Source organism: Pirellulales bacterium, from assembly GCA_033762255.1.
Lineage (GTDB): Bacteria > Planctomycetota > Planctomycetia > Pirellulales > JALHPA01 > JANRLT01.
Map to the genome: position 1 here is coordinate 56,603 of JANRLT010000039.1, position 18,894 is coordinate 75,496.

12 protein-coding genes are annotated in these 18,894 nt (G+C 55.3%); 6 read left to right on the plus strand and 6 right to left on the minus strand.

What is annotated here, in order from left to right; genetic code table 11:
- The first annotated feature begins 13 nt into the window (after positions 1 to 13).
- On the plus strand, positions 14 to 2,047 hold the full coding sequence (locus tag SFX18_11070) for an AI-2E family transporter (GenBank protein ID MDX1963686.1): 2,034 nt from the start codon (positions 14 to 16) through the stop codon (positions 2,045 to 2,047).
- Between the two features lie 8 nt (positions 2,048 to 2,055).
- On the opposite strand, the gene SFX18_11075 is transcribed toward SFX18_11070, so the two are convergent.
- Positions 2,056 to 4,233, minus strand: coding sequence for an ATP-binding protein (locus tag SFX18_11075; GenBank protein ID MDX1963687.1), 2,178 nt, complete (start codon positions 4,231 to 4,233; stop codon positions 2,056 to 2,058).
- A gap of 429 nt (positions 4,234 to 4,662) precedes the next feature.
- The gene (locus SFX18_11080; GenBank protein ID MDX1963688.1) at positions 4,663 to 4,833 is read right to left on the minus strand and encodes a DUF1328 domain-containing protein; all 171 of its coding nucleotides are present in this window, start codon (positions 4,831 to 4,833) and stop codon (positions 4,663 to 4,665) included.
- A gap of 387 nt (positions 4,834 to 5,220) precedes the next feature.
- Between SFX18_11080 and SFX18_11085 the strand changes: the two genes are divergently transcribed.
- On the plus strand, positions 5,221 to 7,092 hold the full coding sequence (locus SFX18_11085; GenBank protein ID MDX1963689.1) for an alpha-amylase family glycosyl hydrolase: 1,872 nt from the start codon (positions 5,221 to 5,223) through the stop codon (positions 7,090 to 7,092).
- 388 nt (positions 7,093 to 7,480) lie between these two features.
- Here the strand turns inward: SFX18_11085 and SFX18_11090 are convergent, their stop codons facing one another.
- Both SFX18_11090 and SFX18_11095 read right to left on the minus strand, forming a co-directional pair.
- Positions 7,481 to 8,869 carry a hypothetical protein gene (locus tag SFX18_11090; GenBank protein MDX1963690.1) on the minus strand — a complete coding sequence of 463 codons (1,389 nt, stop codon included), beginning with the start codon at positions 8,867 to 8,869 and terminating at the stop codon, positions 7,481 to 7,483.
- A 183-nt stretch (positions 8,870 to 9,052) separates the two neighbouring features.
- Positions 9,053 to 9,310 (minus strand): hypothetical protein, encoded by a 258-nt coding sequence (locus SFX18_11095; protein MDX1963691.1) that lies wholly within the window; start codon positions 9,308 to 9,310, stop codon positions 9,053 to 9,055.
- Positions 9,311 to 10,145: 835 nt separating this feature from the next.
- Here SFX18_11095 and SFX18_11100 point away from each other — a divergent pair.
- Positions 10,146 to 10,412, plus strand: a complete 267-nt coding sequence (locus tag SFX18_11100; GenBank protein MDX1963692.1) for a hypothetical protein — start codon at positions 10,146 to 10,148, stop codon at positions 10,410 to 10,412.
- Positions 10,413 to 10,510: 98 nt separating this feature from the next.
- Here the strand turns inward: SFX18_11100 and SFX18_11105 are convergent, their stop codons facing one another.
- Entirely contained in the window at positions 10,511 to 10,750 is a 240-nt protein-coding gene (locus SFX18_11105; GenBank protein ID MDX1963693.1) for a hypothetical protein, read from the minus strand.
- Between the two features lie 225 nt (positions 10,751 to 10,975).
- On the opposite strand from SFX18_11105, the gene clpX reads away from it, so the two are divergent.
- Both clpX and SFX18_11115 read left to right on the plus strand, forming a co-directional pair.
- On the plus strand, positions 10,976 to 12,262 hold the full coding sequence (clpX, locus tag SFX18_11110; GenBank protein ID MDX1963694.1) for an ATP-dependent Clp protease ATP-binding subunit ClpX: 1,287 nt from the start codon (positions 10,976 to 10,978) through the stop codon (positions 12,260 to 12,262).
- A 535-nt stretch (positions 12,263 to 12,797) separates the two neighbouring features.
- Positions 12,798 to 16,406 (plus strand): c-type cytochrome, encoded by a 3,609-nt coding sequence (locus tag SFX18_11115; GenBank protein ID MDX1963695.1) that lies wholly within the window; start codon positions 12,798 to 12,800, stop codon positions 16,404 to 16,406.
- 194 nt (positions 16,407 to 16,600) lie between these two features.
- Here the strand turns inward: SFX18_11115 and SFX18_11120 are convergent, their stop codons facing one another.
- Positions 16,601 to 17,650 carry a ligase-associated DNA damage response exonuclease gene (locus SFX18_11120; protein ID MDX1963696.1) on the minus strand — a complete coding sequence of 350 codons (1,050 nt, stop codon included), beginning with the start codon at positions 17,648 to 17,650 and terminating at the stop codon, positions 16,601 to 16,603.
- A 561-nt stretch (positions 17,651 to 18,211) separates the two neighbouring features.
- Between SFX18_11120 and SFX18_11125 the strand changes: the two genes are divergently transcribed.
- The coding region (locus SFX18_11125; GenBank protein ID MDX1963697.1) for a hypothetical protein at positions 18,212 to 18,894 on the plus strand (683 nt) is incomplete at its 3' end.

The following is an 18,894-nucleotide window of genomic DNA, read 5'->3' on the forward strand; positions in this document are numbered from 1 at the left end:
GCAAAATAGTCCAATGGCCAGATTAGGAAAAGTGGACCGGGCACTGCTGCGCACCAGTTATGTGATTACTGCATTTCTTTTAATCGCGGCGCTCTATCTCGGCCAGGATGTGTTTTTACCGCTCACCCTGGCCATTTTATTGACATTTCTACTGAGTGGAGCGGTTTCCCGCCTGGAACGCTGGGGCATGTCACGCATCCCCGCGACAATTTTGGCCTGTGGTATCGTAGCCGCTGGCACGGCTGTGGTTTCCATGATTGTGGTTGGCCAAGCGGTCTCCCTGGCCGAAAATCTCCCCAGTTATCGGCAAAATATTGTCACCAAAATACAGGCGATTCAAGGCTCTTCCGGTTCTTGGGTCAAGCGCACCTTGGGGTTTGTGGAACAAATCCAAGAGGAAGTCGCTGCTCCGCAAGACTCAAACGTGGAGGATAAAAATCCTGGATCAGGGACGAAAAATACGGGCCAGGATCCTTCTCAGCTATCCACAAATACCACGGATGCAAACACCCAAAAATCGCCGCTGGCTACCCCGGCACGCCCCGTCCCCGTCCAGCTGATGAGCCGCGAAAATGGCCTTTGGGCCTATTTTCGTACGATTTCCGGTCCTTTGTGGGAACCGGTGGCGCTTATCGGATTAGTTAGCCTGTTTACTATTTTCATGCTCATCGACCGGGACGATTTGCGTAATCGGTTGGTGATCTTGCTGGGGAATCAACGGCTGTATGGCACCACCCAAATGCTGGACGAAGCCGCGCAGAAAGTGGGAAGATATTTGCGAATGCAACTGCTCATTAACACCCTGTATGGAGCGGCCGTGGCGGTGGGGTTGGCGGTGGTGGGCCTGCCTAATGCGCTGTTATGGGGGTTTTTGGCAATGATTTTGCGCTTTATTCCCTACCTGGGTCCCCTGATTGCCATGGCGTTCCCTATTATGCTTTCCTTGGCGGTTTTTGAAGGCTGGATTCAACCGCTGATCATTGGCGGTTTATTTGTAACCCTTGAATTAATATCCAATAACATCCTGGAACCGTGGTTATATGGCAGTAGCACCGGATTAACGGCCATGGGAATTTTGGTGGCCGCGTTATTTTGGACAAGTTTGTGGGGAACCCCCGGATTAATCATGGCCATCCCTATCACCGTCTGCATGATTGTGATTGGGAGGCATTTTCCCCAATTTCGTGGTTTGAGGGTGTTATTGAGTGATGATGAGCCGATGCCGCCCGCGGCCGTGATCTATCAGAGATTGCTCGCGCGAGACCCGGATCAAGCGGCTGAAACCTTGACTGAATGCGCGAGCTGTCGGAGCTATGAAGTCCTTTGCGATGAAGTTTTGCTACCCGCCATCAAAATGTACGAACAGGATCGGCATCAAGACGTGATGGACGCTGACGAACAAAAAACCCTGCAAGCGGATTTTCAGACTTTATTTCAAGAAAGCTTGGAAGATGCGTTGGCAACGACGCCCACGGAGGTGGTCCCGACCAAATGTCCCGCCCGGATTTTATGCATTCCCGCCCGCGACCAAGGAGATTTATGGGCCTCGGAATTGCTAGCCCGGCTCTTACTGCGGTTGGGGCACTCGGTTGATGTGATCCCAGTAAACCAAACTACCGGCGAGACCGCCGAACAATTCGACCGCGGGGATTACGACCTGGCGATAATTAACGCCGTTCCCCCGGCAGTTACCATGCATATTCAATATCTTTGCAAACGCCTGCGCGCAGTCGCGTCCCAAGGCAAAATCTTAGTCGGTTATTGGGCTACGGACGCCTTTGTGGAACGGGTGCGGGAAAAATTTACCAGCCGGGGAGCCGATCAGGTCGTTACCCGATTTCAAGACGCGGTCCAATGGTTGCAACGCGAAGCCCCCAGTTGGTCCGCCGCCCGCCAATGTCGCACGGCCGCGGACAACCTTTCTCTTTCCGCTAGCCCGCGTCGTGAAGCCAACCCGCGCGATGAACAATCTGACAACTCTCCCGCGTCGATTCCGAATGAGCGGGAAAATCAGCGGGAGGCGCGTGATTCGGCCGCTCCCGCTTGAGTGTTGAACTAATAATTCAAGATCTGATCGGCGTATTTTGCCAACACCAGGAATAATTGATGTCGTTCCAGCGGTTTGGGTAAGTAATCATTGCACCCCGCCTCCAGGCATTTTTCGCGATCTCCCTGCAGGGCGGCGGCCGTGAGGGCAATGATCGGCAATTTATATCCCAGCGACCGGAGACGCGCGGTTGCATCAAAACCATTTAACACGGGCATTTGCATATCCATCAGGATGACATCAAATGGTTCCTTGCCGGGGGCTGACTTTAGCATTAAATCCATCGCTTCCTGCCCCGTATTAACCACGGTTACCCGGGCCTGCACATCTTCTAACATGCGCCGCACCAGATATTGCACACTGCGGGTATCCTCCGCCACCAACACGCGCAAGGGAATCGTCACCCGCAGCGTTTCGTGAATATGCTCGTTATCGGCCGCCAATTGCTCCCGCACGCTAATCGTCGAAGCGGCTTCTTCCTCCGTCAGCGGCAACTCCAAACCAACCTGGGTCCCCCGGTTGAGCGTGCTTTGTACCTCTATCCGCCCCTCCAAGAGTTCGGTCAATCGCTGGCAGATCGTCAAGCCCAGACCGGTACCGCCATATTTTTGCGATAAATGGCGGTGCTCTTGATGAAAGGCCGTAAAGATGTCCGCCAGCTTTTCCCTGGCGATGCCCACGCCCGTGTCGCTCACATCAATGCGCAAAAAGCCCGGCCGCAAGGGATCGTACGGACGGACATGAATAATGACCTGGCCCCGTTCGGTAAATTTAATCGCGTTGCCCACCAAATTGATCAGTATTTGCCGCACCCGCAAGGGATCCGTGTTAATCAGCCGCGGCACGAATTCGGGATAATCGGTGTGCAATTCAATCCCTTTTTCCTGGGCCAGCGGCGCAAATAACGAATGCACGTCCTCGATGGTTTGCAAGAGGGAGCAAGGTACGCGATTAACTTCCAACTTGCCAGCCTCGATTTTGGACAAATCCAAGACATCGTTTAAGATGCCCAGCAAGAGTTGCCCTTGATTGCGAATCATTTGCACCATTTCGCGCTGTTCATCGTCGGTCAGTCGGGGATAAAGCGTATCCGCGCAGCCCAAAACCGCGGTCAGGGGGGTCCGAATTTCATGACTCATATTCGCCAAAAACGCGGATTTAGCCTCGTTGGCGGATTGGGCCTGGGCCTGCGCCAGGCGCAAGGTATCCTCGATGCTTTTGCGCTCCGTCACGTCACTTTGAATTCCGACGTAGTGCGTCACGTTGCCTTGCTCATCCCGCAAGGGGCTAATACGCACTTCATTCCAAAATTCGGTCCCGTCCTTGCGATAGTTTAAAAGCACCACATTGACATCGGTTTGCCTGGACAGGGCCTCGGTAATGAGCCTTATCATGGCGGGATCGGTCTTGGGACCTTGCAAAAAACGGCAATTCCGCCCCACGATTTCCTGCCGCGAATATCCAGTTAATAATTCAAAACCGCGATTTGCGTAAAGAATTTCGCAGTGGGGTGTTTTGGCGTCGGTGACCAGGATGCCATTGGTGGCGGCTTCCAGCGCGCGGTTGCTCAGCCGCAAGTTTTCCTCAAATTTTCGCCGGGCGGTAATATCCCAGTTGAGACCGATCATCTTTAATGCCTGGCCGGTCTCGCTCCAAATGACTTTGCCGCAACCCTCTAGCCAGCGCACCCCTAGCGTCGGATGAGTTATTTGAAATTCCGCCTGATAACGGCCATTCTTTTCCAGCGCCGCCTCGGTCCGTTGCCGCACCCAATCGCGAAATTCAACCATTACCCGGTCAAAAATCATGTTAGTGTCGATTTTGCCGGGCTGATCGACAAATCCCCATAATTCGCGGCACCGTTGGTCAAACGTGCAATACCCCTCCACCAAATCCCATTCCCAATAGCCCATTTGGGCCGCATCGAGCGCTAACCGCAACTGCACCTCGTGCAATTCCAAGGCGGCCTGCGACAGGCGATGCGCGTGAATCTCGGATTGGAGGGTTTGGTTGACTTGATAGAGCTCATGCGTACGTTCCGCCACCAAATTTTGCAAATCCTGGGTGCTGCGCAACATAAGGGCCTTTGGAATGACGGGTATTAATGCCACCACCGTTAATACGGAGACTCCCGCGGTGACCATTTTTAACAAGCCCCCCAATCGGTAGGCTGGCCACCAAAACATTAGCGAATCCAAAAGATGCGTCATTCCGCACGCCAGAATAAATGCGCTAAATAGCCAAAAAATCCGGGGAAAAGGTAAATCCCTGCGTTTGCGTATAAATACCCATAATACGATGGGGATGGCGGTGTAGGCCCCCCAGATGAGCAAATCGGAAATGATATGCAGCCACCCCCAGCCAGGTTCTTCGTGCCAAACTGTGCCACAATGCCAACGCGGCGGAAATCCAGTTGTATCCCAGATCGCATTGAACCAGTTCAACATAAAATCCTGTCAAAAACTCATCCCAGGGTTGGGCCACACGAATGAATAATAACTGCTCCCAAACGCCACAAACCCTGCACACTTTTAATAAGTGCCAGGGTCGGGCGTATAAAAATATACCGCTAATAATGTATATTTAATTTCTATATTTTTATTGAACTTCCCAGGCTACGGGGTGCCCCGCGGCACTTGGCCAAACAACAGGCTCAAAATGAACAACACAATAAAAATGAAAAATAAAATCTGGGCAATGCCCGAGGCGGCGGCGTAAATGCTGGTAAAACCAAATACCCCCGCAATTAGGGCAATAACCAGAAAAACAATGGTCCAGTGTAACATGATTGAACTCCTCATATGGATTGAGTTTACAACAAGCTTTACCCTCTTCTAGTACATGGGCAATTTCTGCGCCGTGAAACATTAATTAAGCCACAAGTTCGCGGCCCATTAATCTCCTGACGACGTAATTATTTACTAAATCATGGTTTATAGCCAATTTAAATCTTTCAGCTATGATACTGAAGATTGTTAATTATCAAGAAGACGCCCCTGTCTCATTAACCACCAAACTGATTGCAAATATACCACTAACTGCGACGCGTTAGTTGCCTACCGTAAATTCACCACAGGATTGGCATCGCCGGGCGGTTTGGCATTGTATTTGCTTGAACGAAAAAATGCTCTTCACCCTTTTCAAAATGACACCCTTTTCAAAATATCTGCCACATGCTCAAGTATTCATCGAGTGTCACTTCTACCACCGCGTCCCTTAAATCCAGCGGAAAAATGCTTCTCGTCCAGGATGTTCCAGAGGATTCTTTTTCCAGTCCCGAATTGGCGGGGATGGGAGCCATCGTCCATGCCGGCGGCGTGGCATTTCGAGTGTGGGCTCCCCACGCGGAAAAAGCTTTTGTAGTGGGTAGCTTTAATCAGTGGCAAGAAACCTGTGCACTGCGCAAAAACGATCAAGGTTTTTGGTATGTGGATGTGCCAGGCGCCAAAGTCGGCGATGAGTATCGATATTTATTTTATCGGGGGGAAGAACGACTATCGCGCATCGACCCTTATGCCAAGGAAGTTACCAACTCCATCGGCAACGGTGTGATCGTCGATGAGGAGTTTGATTGGGGAGAAAACAATTTTCAACTTCCACCCTGGAATGAAATTGTGATTTATGAACTTCACATTGGCACATTTGGCGACCCCGACCGGCAACAACCTGGCAACTTTGACGCGGCAATCGCCAAATTTGAGCACCTAAAGCGGCTAGGCGTCAATGTCATTCAAATCATGCCCACGGCGGAGTTCGCCGGGGATTACTCTTGGGGATATAATCCGGCCCATATCTTTGCCACGGAATCGGCCTACGGCGGGCCGCGGGCTTTTAAAAACTTTATTCGCGCGGCGCATGACGCGGGATTGGGCGTGATATTGGACGTGGTTTACAATCACTTTGGCCCCAGCGATCTGGATTTGTGGCGGTTTGACGGCTGGACGGAAAACGACGGAGGGGGCATTTACTTTTACAATGACTGGCGACGCAGTACCCCCTGGGGAGACACGCGGCCCGATTATGGCCGGGGAGAAGTTCGCCAGTTTATCCACGACAACGCCTTTTACTGGTTGGATCAATTTCATGTGGATGGCCTGCGTTTTGACATGACGCTGTACATGCGCACGGCCAATGGGTCGGATTTGCCCGAAGGGTGGAGCCTGACCCAATGGATCAACCAGGACATCAGAACCAAATATCCCGGACGAATCACCATTGCCGAGGATTTGCAAAACAATGAATGGCTGACCAAGCCCGTGGACGCGGGGGGAGCGGGATTTTCCGCGCAGTGGGACGCGAATTTTGTGCATCCCATCCGTCGGGCGGTGGAGGTTTCCTCCGACGAGGCTTGCTCGCTCATGGCCGTGCGCGACGCGATCAACTTTAAATATAACGGCGATGGATTTCAGCGGGTGATTTACAGCGAATCACACGATGAAGTGGCCAATGGCAAGGCGCGTGTTCCCACCAATGTTGATCAGCGGGACGGGAACAACTATTTTGCCCAAAAAAAGTCCACCCTGGCGGCGGCGCTGGTCTTTACCACGCCGGGCATCCCCATGCTTTTTCAAGGGCAAGAGTTCTTGCAGGGGGGCTGGTTTCAGGACACGGTGCCGTTGGATTGGGACCTAACCGACACTTACCAAGGAATCTTGCGACTGTACCGCGATTTGATCAGGTTGCGTTTGAATCGCGGCGGAACCACTCGCGGACTATGCGCCAACCATGTGGATGTCTTTCACGTCAACGACGCGGAAAATGTCTTGGCCTTTCGCCGCTGGGACCATGGCGGCCCGGCCGATGACGTGCTGGTCGTGATGAATTTTTCCAGCGAACCAAAGCGGGATTATCGGATCGGTTTGCCCCAGCCTGGAACATGGGAGCTAGAGCTTAACAGCGATTGGCAGGGGTACAGCCCGGATTTTAGCAATTTTGCCTGCGATAATCTGGTGAGCGACGCGCAATCGTACGACCATCAACCCGCGAGCGCGCGGATCAATATCGGGCCGTACAGCGCATTGATTTATTCGCTATCGGGGGGGTAGCTTCTAAGCGGGCAAAAATGCAATCATAAGTATACCGACGCAACACCCGCAAATGGAGTTTACTCGTCGTAGTTCGGGCTTCAGCCCGAAACCCAGGAGACTGTTGAATGAATTCGTTGGTCGAAGCGGATGGATCGGGCCTTTGGTCCTTTCATTCTTTTTCTTCCCATGACCTAGGGCGACGCTGCGCTTGCCCTAGGCTGGGATAGGTTGGGCCTTTGGCCCAGAAAGAATCAAACCCTTGGCCCGTAAATGAATTAACCAACGATAATCTTTGCACACTGCGAAGCATTTTAAGGTTAGTAGTCTAGATACCTGTTGGCCGCAAGTACTGGAATCGAGTTTAACCATAGTCGGACCTGTCTCACCATGACATGCCTAGACTTGATTACCTTATCTGCACCACACCCAGCGAGAGCCAACCTGGCGCATCGGCATCCTGGGTGGTGTTGGCAAAGCGCATTGGTTGACCAGTTTTTAGCGGATTTGGCACCCGCACCGCCAGCGCGTACTCCCCGGAGGACATTCCCGTAGCGTCCAGCGTGTCGCTCCACACGCGTGGTCTATCACCGGGTAATAGTCCCGTCAACTTGCCGCTGCCGATAAATGTTTGAACCACTTTCCCGTTTGCCATCAAGCCGTATTCCGGCGGCCAATCATAATAAAAGGGGGCGACGCCCCGGTTTTCGATTTCCAGCGTTACCGCGAATTTCCCACCTTGGACGGCACCAATGGTCACCGCCGGAGCATAAAATTCATAACCCATTCGCCGCACTTCGGCTTCAGCGCGCGATATACGATCCGCCGGTGGCTCTCCCCGGAACATGCCGCTGTCTAGCAACCACGTGGCATGCGTCTCTTTCACGCATTTGCGAAAATCCTGAATCTCTGGCTTTCCCGGATTTTTATCAAACACTTGCCCCCAGGCTTCGGGACGGATTTCCCCGCCGATAGGGTGCGTCCGCCATTTGGCTTGGGCGGCGGGTCCAGCGGCCTTGAGGGTGGTCATGAAGAACCACTCATCCCCTTTTTTACCGGTCTCCAGGGTGGCCCAGGCAAAGGAGTCGTCGTGATAGCCAAACTTGCGGTCGGAGTTGGTCGCTTTTTGATGGTCCCCTTCTCCCGCCGGATAGCGCAGCAACACCGGTGTGACCCGGAATGCCGCTTCGTAGGCGTCCATGACCTCCTCTTGAACCTGTTTACTGGCAAAGAGTTCCTCCCGGGGATAGGTATGCCATTCGCCCCAGGTCCCCAGCAACCCCGCGGTGATAAACCCAATCCGCGGGTCGCCGTCGTACTTTTTGCCAAAGGCGGCCAAAAAGTTTTTTAGTGAACGCCGCAGATTTTGGTCCTCGTAATCTGGCGTTTCCACCCAGGCCGGGGGGAAGGGCTGGGTGTTGGTGATTTGGTATTTGTGAACTTTTAGCCCATCCCGAATCAAAAATTGCGGAATGCCGTCGGTTTTGTCAGGGTATTCTAGATAAATGCGCAGCACCGCCTGATGGCCGCGGCCCGCGATGTCGTCAAGCATCTGTTCCAGCGGTTGCCAGTCGAATTTGTCGTACCCCCGCACCAGGGCGGCGTAGGGGAGGTAATTGAACTCCAGTGTGTGGGGAAATTTATCACGCACGTCGGCTTGGTACGGTACCAGCCCCTTGAGCGGATTATCCACCGGGGCCGGACGATACGGCAGCGGTTGATGCGCATCGCCTAGGGCTGGTCGGGAAAGGAAGACAACCAGAACGAGCCAAGAAAATTGGGAACAGACCAGACGCATTTATTTCCACTCCGTCGGGCAATAGACCATGCCCCGCGGCTCGCTGCCAGGAAGTTACAGGTTTGGAGTATTTTACCATGCCTGGGATAGACATGGCAAAACTGTGACAACCACAGGGATATTATGTGGCAAGGCCGTGTAAAATCCGGCTGCGTGGGATCATGTTCCGACATACGAGACAAACTATGACCCATCCGCTTTGGGCGTCGACTTTCCGTGTTGGTAAAAGTCAAAGATCGCCCCGATGGCGGCACCCAAGGCCAGGCCGATGCCCAGGGCTTGAGGCATGTTTCCCGTGGATGCTCCGTAAGCCGCCCCAAAGGCAACTCCCAGGGCGACACCCACGCCAATGCCATTGCCGGTGGTAACATTGCTGGCTGGAGTGTTACCCGATGCGGTGAGTGGGTAGCTTTGACCCGCTGGTTGTTCTTTATCCGCCATAGTTAGGCTCTGTGATTATGGTGGGAGTGCTGGTCCGTGTTGTCATGGTGGCGACAAAGACTATTCGTTCGCCGACAAGGGTTCTTGGGTATTTCGTGGAATTATTATAGGCGGAAACATGACTCATAGCGCCAGCGACAATAGCTATTGTCCTGAGAGCGTCCGAGGGCGGGTGTTCGAATAAAAAACATCCTCAAATTTGATTGACTACCGCATCGTTCGGAAACTGGCCGGCCAAATCGGCATCGAGTTATATCAACCGCAAGCGCGCGGCATATTATTGGGCATATTTTCCACGTTCCACTCCGGCAAGCTGGCGAAAGTCATACTCCGCGCGCGGTTCGTCGGAATCCGAGTCATCAAGGGTACTGGCCATGGTTTTTCGCCGAGACCTGACCTAAGAGGCGGTAATCAAATTTTGATTTTCAGTAATACGACTTTTCTGGACGATTCGGCTCTCCTTTTGCATAATGGTGATAGTGTTAAAAAACCCAGTCTGGCTTAACCTTTAATCAGGGATTAATGGTTAATTTTTGCAAGCGGCATTAATTAATCGAGCCATTGGCACTTCCATTTTTATATCTGATTGACCTAGGGCGACACTGCGCTTGCCGTAGGCTGTCATGGTCGGGCCCTTGGCCCACCAGGTTCAAGCCACTTTTGCACGCAAAAATTTAATGACCTTCAACCCCGCTGCGCGTCACGGCTAACCATCAAAACCCTCGAAAAGGCACAAACCGTCTGTTTTACCAGCGGACTAACGTCCGCCGCTCGCCAATTATCTCCACTCCTCCAAACTCCACTCCTCCAACCTCCCAAACTCCCCACCACGCCCATGTGGCAGATTTTAACTTCCCCCGCCGGACAATTGGTGATTTTGGTCACGGCGACGCTGGGCCTGATCATGGTCGGCTTTTACATTGCGGGGAAGTTGCGGGGTTACAAGGATCGTAAGCCAATCGACACCGGCGAGGTGCTATTAAACTTTCGTGAAATCCATGACCAAGGTGGCCTGAGCGACGCGGAATTCCGAAACATAAAAACACTGCTTTCCCAGCAGGTGGAACGTGAGCGGCCAACCCGCAAACTTCCCCCCGCCTGAGAAATCAGCCTGACCACGCCAGCCTTCCCACCCCTGGAACTCGCTGGAGCGGTCATCATGACTAATAGGCTAGTCTTTTGGTAGGGAATATGCCGAAGCTAGCTAGCACGGATTGACACGCATAAAATGAATATCCGATCTCGCAAATCGGAAATTTTTTTAGTCGTGAACATCTGTGCGCGAACGCTGGATAGATGTGATCCGTAAGGATCGCTGTGCCACCAACCGGGGCGGATCAGCAAAGTTTTTTCCTGTGCGATGGCCATTTTTTTCCATTTCGCCAAAAATTTAATTCCGCCGATCAGGGAAATCCCTGAAATTTCGGCGAAAAACGGCAATGGAAAAATGGGCAATCTGGAAAGACTCTCTGACACCGACGCCCGGGCATGGTAGCATACTTATCTGGCAGCTCGAACTGTGTGTGGACAAGGAAGCCCCTCCTGTGGCCGCTCGTTGGTTGCGCGGCGTTATCGAGCCTGAAACCTCGTCGAACGACAACAATTCTTCGCCAGTGCCAAAGACGCGCGACGGAGAGCGGAACCACTTATTAAGGACATTCGGGCATGCCCACTGGTCGAGACATGAACTTAGGCAGACGCGGCGCGGGAACCACCAAACGAAACGCATTCTGTTCCTTTTGCCGCAAAAGTTATCGTGATGTCGGTCCCCTGGTCGAGGGTCCGGGGGATGTGTACATCTGCGGCGAATGCATTGAGCTGTGCCAATCAATTTTGGACCAGGAGCGCCGCCGCCGGGGCACCGGCAAGCAACTCTTTCAGCGCGTTCCCACCCCGCGCGAGATCAAAACGCAACTGGACGAATACGTCGTCGGCCAGGAACACGCCAAGAAAATCCTCTCCGTCGCGGTGCATAGCCATTACAAACGGCTGAATCTGCTGGCCGAGGGGAGCAGCGATGTCGAAGTCGATAAATCCAACATCATGCTGATCGGCCCGACCGGATCGGGTAAAACCCTACTCGCCCGCACCCTGGCCAAAATTTTGAACGTGCCGTTCGCCATCGGCGACGCCACCACCCTGACCGAAGCGGGCTACGTGGGGGAAGATGTCGAAAACCTGCTGTTAAAGCTCTTACACGCGGCGGATTTTGACGTGGAGTCGGCGCAGCGCGGCGTACTGTACATTGACGAGATCGACAAAATCGGCAAGACCAGCCATAACGTCAGTATCACGCGCGATGTCTCGGGCGAAGGGGTGCAGCAAGCGCTCCTCAAAATGCTGGAAGGAACCGTGGCCAATGTGCCGCCGCAGGGGGGACGCAAGCATCCCGAACAGCAATACATCCCCATCGACACCAGCAACATCCTGTTCATTGTCGGCGGGACATTCGTCGGCATCGAAAAGATCATCGCCAAACGCCTGGGAAGCAAAACCATCGGCTTTGGCCAGTCGAGTGGCGTCAAGCGCGAAGAAGACTTGGCGGAGTTACTCCCCCAAGTGCAATCGGACGACATTTTGCAGTTTGGCCTCATCCCCGAATTGGTGGGCCGGTTGCCGGTGGTCTCGGCCCTGCAGCCACTCAATACCGAGGCCCTCATCCGCGTCCTGACCCAGCCCAAGAACGCGCTGGTCAAGCAATACCAAAAGTTATTTTCGCTGGAGAACTCGGATTTGCAGTTTACCGAAGGCGCTCTCGCTGCAATTGCCAAGCGGGCCAAGGAAAAAGATACCGGGGCACGGGGATTACGCTCAATTCTGGAAGAGATCATGCTCGATATCATGTATGACCTGCCAGAAAACACAGGTGCCAGGTATGTGATTGACGAAAACGTGGTCCTGGGCCGGGTGCGGGCGTTGCCAATCTTTGATGTAAAACACAAAAGCGCGTGATGCAGGGAAGGGTTAGCCGCGACGCGTAGCGGAGCGCTGTATGAAAGAGCAGGAGAGCGGAGGAGCAGGGGTGAGGGGGCGGCCAGTAGGATGTGCCTAGCCGCTTGTAACTTGCATAACCCAAGAGGCCATGACGGCGCAGTCCCACCAGGGAACCAGGTAGAAGTCGCAGCGCGGAAAATTGTTCCGCCACTTTGATTGCCCCTAACAAAACAAAGTTGCACGGTACGTTCAAACCCACCCCCGGCTTGCCGGCTGTGGGCGTCCAGTACCGTGCGGATGTCACCGGGCTCGGTCGCAATTTGGCGACCGAGCCCGTTTTTTTTTGCGGAAACAGGGTCAGGGACGAGGGGTTAGAAAACACGGGATGCTGATATGCACGACCCACTTTCCCACCACCCACTATCCACCCTCCACTTACCCCTCTTCACCACCCACGCTCCACTCATTAGCATTCTTACTGGTGGCGTGGTATCTTACACCCAGGAGCTTTCTATCCACGATTTATTATCCCGACGTTTTGGGGGAACTTGCCGTGTTGGAATCTGGCCAAATTTCTTGCTTCACCCACTGGAAACGCAACGCAATCAAACTGTTTGGGCTGTGCCTGCTCTTTTGCAGCGCTTTGAGAACGCTGGCGGCCGCTGATCCTTTTGCGGAACTTGTCCGACCAACCGAGCCGTTGAGTCCCCAGGCGGAACAACAGGCGTTTCATTTGCCTCCCGGGTTTGAAATTCAGCTGGTCGCGGCCGAGCCTGATCTGCGCAAGCCGATGAACATGGCCTTTGATGTGACGGGCCGGTTATGGTTTACGGAGTCCCGTGAATACCCCTATCCGGTGCGGCCACCCGCCGCGGGACGGGACAGCGTGCGGATTCTTAGCGACTTTGACGCCCATGGCAAGGCGGGCAAAGTCACCATTTTTGCCGATGGCCTGAACATACCGATTGGCTTGTATCCGTTTCGCTCATCCAACAAATCCGGCGCCCAACCGACCTGGAAGTGCATCGTCTGGAGCATTCCTCATATTTGGCTCTTGGAGGATACCGACGGCGACGATCGGGCGGACAGACGTACGGTTCTTTATGGACCGCTGGGTTGGGAAAGTGACACGCATGGTAACTTGGCATCGTTTCGTCGCGCGGCAAATGGTTGGCTTTACGGCACGCATGGATTTAATAACACCACCACCATGCGCGGACGGGACGGCAGCGAGATTAAAATGCAAAGCGGCAACACCTGGCGCGTGCGCATCGACGGCGACCGGGTGGAACAAATCACGTATGGCCAGGTTAATCCCTTTGGTCTGTGCGTCGATCCGCGTGGTTTTTGGTACACCGCCGACTGTCATAGCTCCCCCATTTATCAGTTAATTCGCGGAGCGCATTACCCCAGCTTTGGCAAGCCGCATGACGGGCTGGACTTTGCCCCCACCACGATCAACCATTCGCACAATAGCACGGGCATATGCGGGATCACGTATTTGGATTCACTCGCCTGGCCAGACGAGTATCAAGACAATATTCTGATCGGCAACGTCGTTACCAGCCGGATCAATCGGGATAAAATCACGTTTACCGGTTCATCCCCCAGCGGTGCGGAACAGGCGGACTTTGTCAGTACGGACGATCCCTGGTTTCGTCCGGTGGACCTGCAGTTAGGCCCCGACGGCGCGCTGTATGTGGCGGACTTTTATAATCGGATCATCGGCCATTATGAAGTGCCTCTGGACCATCCCGGACGCGACCGCGAACGTGGCCGCATCTGGCGAATTGTGTCTACCAGCCATCAACAGCCAGCCCCGGCTGGCAGCGTTACTCCCTCTAACGCCCCCGCCACCGATTCCCCCACGCGCGATCCCCGCGCGTTGCCCTTGGATTTGCCGGGATTGATTGCCGAATTGGCCAGCCCCAACGCCACTCGCCAAAATCTGGCCCTCCATGAAATTTGCGATGTGCATGGTGTCGCCGCGGCCCCCTCGCTTCGCGAGGCCCTCCGCGGTTCACGCCAACCCCGCCAACAAGCCCAGTTGCTTTGGGCGTTGATGCGCTGCGGCGGGGTGGAAATTTCCGATTTAGAGCAATACCTCACTCAGGATGAGCCGCTGTTGCGGATTACCGCCTTGCGTATCGCCGCCGAGATGGCGAATTGGCGGGAATCGTTATGGGAGCAGGTTTTAGCTGCGTTACGGCACGAAAACGCCTTTGTCCGTCGTGCCGCGGCAGAAACCCTGGCCCTGCGTCTGGACGTTCGTACCGTTCAGCCGCTCCTCGAATCCCTGGTAGACACACCTGCCGGGGATACGCATTTGCGGCACACGCTTAAGGTCGCGCTGCGCAATCAATTGCGCAAGGACGCCACCGTGCAGCAACTTTGGCGTGAACAATTTTTTAAATCCGCTATAAGCCGCCAGCTTGAAACCATTTTGCCGGCGTTGCCGCCGGAAACGATTGCCCTGATTCGCTTGAGCTGGATCGAGGATCAACCCGGCGCTTATGACTTATCTAAAATCGGCGAGGTTCTTCCCACGTTGTTAAAATATTGCAACGCCGAGCAGCTCACCCAGTTGCGGGAACGGGTTCAACCGGCTCAACCACAATTTGATCAGCGGGAACTAACCGCGGGGCGGGATTTTTTAGCCGCCTACGAGCGATTGAATCTCGCTCCCCCCGCGGAATTGCGCGCGTGGGTCACGGACTGCGCGCTGCGCGTTCTGGATAAAACTAGCTCGCTGGGCTGGTACGCGCTGGAACCAAATGGCCAGCCCAGCCCGGCCATGCCCTGGACCGTTCAGCCTAGGGATTGTGATGACCAACAACCCGCGCTGGTCATTTCCAGCTTTCCGGCGGGGGAACAGTTTGTCGGCGTGTTGCGGTCCGCCGATTTTTCCCTGCCAACCCAATTCAGCTTTTATCTGGCCGGGCATGACGGCTTGCCCGACCAGCCCGCTGGCCGGCAAAACCGCATCCGGCTGCGACTGGCCAATGGTCAAATCATCCAAGAGGCCTTTGTCCCGCGCAGTGACGTGGCCCAACGGATATCGTGGGATTTGTCCGCGCACGCCGGTCAAACAGGTTACCTGGAGTTAATCGACGCGAATAACACATCTTCGTACGCCTGGTTGGCGGTGGGACGGTTCTCCCGCGAGCTAGACCCACACGGCGAACTGACCCGCGATCCCCGCCAATGGCAAACGGATAAGCTGCTGGCCGTGGAACTGGCGGGTAAGTTGCGACTGCGTGATAGACTACCCGGCTTGATAGCCCTGCTGCGCAATCCGCACGAGTCTCCCGCGGCGCGTCTGGCCGCGGCGCGGGCGCTGGCGACGCTGGACGAGGAAGAAGCGTTTGTGCGCATCGGCAATCTTTTGACGGATAACCTTTGTCCGGCGGATTTGCGGGAAAAACTAGGGGACCTGTGCGGGGAGGGAGGAACGCTCTTTGGCGTTTCGCAACTGGCCGCCGCGCTGAAGTCCGCGCCCGAACGGCTGCAACTGGCGTACTCGCTTGCCTTGGCTGGCTCGGCCCGGGGGGCAGAGGCGTTCCTGGCCGCCCTGGCCGAAGGACGGGTGTCGGCACATCTGTTGCGTCATCCCGCGTTGCTCAACAAATTGCGGGCCCATCCACAAGCCGCATCGTCAACGGTTCTTGCCGCGGCGCTCGAGCGACTTCCTCCGCTGGATGAGCAATTTCAAAAACTTATCGCCGCGCGGCAGTCGGCTGTTCGCAACGCCGCGGCGGACGCCACCCGCGGCCGCGCGATCTTTACCAAAAATTGCGCGGTCTGCCATAAACTGGGCAATGAGGGCGCGCTGGTCGGTCCGCAACTGGACGGTATCGGCGCGCGGGGAATGGACAGGCTGCTAGAGGATGTGCTCGATCCCAATCGTAATGTCGACCGGGCATTTCGCGCGTCGGTCCTTACGCTGAAGGATGGGCAAGTGGTGAACGGCCTGGTCCGCCGCGAAACCGACAGCGCGGTGATCCTGGCGAATCAAAAGGGAGAAGAATTCACCGTGGAAAAAGCCAATCTGGATGAGCGGCGAGAGACCGATAGCTCTCTTATGCCTAGCGTCGCCGAAACCCTGCCAGACGGCGAACTGGCGGACTTGCTGGCGTATTTATTGGCTCAACAAGGAAAATAAATGCTCGGTTCAGGCAGCCCCGGGCCTCCTTGGGAAGAACTGTAACACATTTTTGTACGTCCTTATCCAGGGTGGAGAGTCGCTCGAGCGCCGCGACTCGCCGCGTCTGCGCGGCAACCCAATCACGGGTTTTTCCATCCATTTTTAGGGAGGTCCCTTCAGGACACTTCCTCCGTGAATAATTCCCCTTTCGGCTAATCCACGTTTGACAGATCCGCCGTGCTTTCAACAGCCGCGCCCTCGAGAGCCGCGTCCTCGGCTGTCGCGGCAAAGCCCCGTAGCGGCAGCACCTGGGCCGGAATGCCACACTCGTTCAAATACCGCGTCAGTGTCGCCGTATAACCATGCGTGACCAGCACGCGCTCGGCCCCGGTCGCCCGGATCGAACTTATAAGTCCTTCCCAATCCGCGTGGTCCGACAGCACAAAGCCCCGGTCGTGGGTTTGGCGGCGCCGCGCGCCGCGAATTTGCATCCAACCGCTGGCCGCGGCGGTGGAGCTTTCTCCAAACTTTCTTAGCCACGAATCGACATCCGCCGCCGGTGGAGCCACCACCAGCGCGCGCCCCTGGTGTTGCTTGGCCAGATCGGTGGTGATTTGCTCGACCAGCGGCAGACGCACCCCCTGCAGTCGGTACTGCTCCACCAGCGGCATAATCGCCGAATGGACCAAGATTGGCCCCAACGACGCATCCACCCCGGCCAGCAGCCGCTGCGCCTTGCCCAGGGAATATCCAAATAGCACGCTGGTGCGGCCTTCCGCTTGATTTTCGGCCCACCACTGGTTGATCTGGTCAAAAATCCGCTCTGGCGGCTGCCAGCGATAGATGGGCAGCCCAAATGTCGATTCCGTGATAAACACCTGGCAGCGCACCGGCTCAAATGTGGCGCAGGTCGGATCGATGGCCGTTTTGTAATCGCCGCTGGCCACCCACACCATCCCTCGGTGTTCCACCCGCACTTGGGCCGACCCTAGCACGTGCCCTGCTGGAAACAATGTGATTTTTACCGGTCCTATTGTCAGTGTCTGGCCGTAGGGCACCCCCTGGATGACCGCGTCCCGACCCACCCGAGTTTGCAACACGCCCACGCCAGGGGCCGCGCACACATACCGGCCCATGCCGGCACGGGCATGATCGGCATGGGCGTGGGTGATGACGGCGCGGCTGACAGGCCGCCAGGGATCGATAAAAAAATCCCCGGCGGCGCAGTACAAACCCCGGTCGGTGACGGTGAGTAAGTCCATAGGGGGAGGGGTTAGGGGTCAGAGGTGAGGGACGAGGGGCGAGGGAAATGCGGGAGATGGGAGGCGAGAGAGGGAAATTAGAAGCTGAGGAGATTGGGTGGCGGGGGCAAAACTTGCTTTTGCCCCGTACAGGAATATTCGCAGGTAAAGGGGAACAAAACCGCCGATGGTATCGGCGGTGACTGGAAAGCTCGGCAAGAACCCATGCTAGCAGCCAAGGCGACGCTTTCGCTAGCAACTGTTGTGTGTAATCTAATTCGTAATTTGTAATTCGTAATTGTTTGAAGCTGCTCTAGGCGATATTCCCCAAAATCGGTTTAATCCGCAGGGTTTTCCTGGCCGATAATCAAAAAGATATCGTCCCGGTGACCTATTTGCCAGTTGCGGTTACTAAAAATAATGTCCGCTAGTATGCGACTGTCTCGCTGGGTCAAATTGTCACCATGTTCGCCAGTGCCAGAGCACAGTGGCGGCGAAAACCATCGTTAGTCCCGCTTGACGGGCGGGCGCGGCTGGCGAATATGAATTTCACGGAAGAATCACCAAAGCAGAGGTTGGGCCATGTATCGTTCACACTGGGGCTTACGGGAAATTCCCTTTCGCGGCGGAGTCGAGTCGCGCTTTTATTATGAAAGCCCGGCGCATGAGGAAGCCCTGGCCCGCATGCAATTCCTGGTCGAGGAACATCACCGGCTGGGAATTTTATCCGGCATTGGCGGCGGAGGAAAGTCGCTCCTGCTAGAGGTCTTTGACCGCCAACTGCGCCGCCGCGGGGCCCAAGTGGTGCATCTGAGCCTGGTCGGCGTGGATGTCCGCGAATTGTTATGGTGCGCCGCGGCTGACCTGGGGGCCAATCCCGACCGGCAAGCAACCGAATTTCAACTGTGGCGATTGGTGCTGGATTGCCTGGCGGCAAATCGGGTGCATAACTGTGATACCGTGTTTTTGCTGGATGATCTGGATGAATGCGATGAACACGTGCTGGCCGCGGTCCAGCGGTTGTTGGAAGCCGGCAAGTCGTCCGCGGCCCGTTTGACCATCATCGCCGCCTGGAACACGGATCAATTGCGGCAATTACCCCCCCGGCTCTTGGCCCAGGCTGAATTGCGAATCGAGCTGGCCGCTTGGGAAGAAAGCGACACGGCTAACTACCTCTTGCAGTCGGTCCTTCAAGCGGGGGGACACGAACCGCCATTTAGCCTGGCGGCCATCCGCCGCTTGCACCAGTTGAGCCATGGCGTACC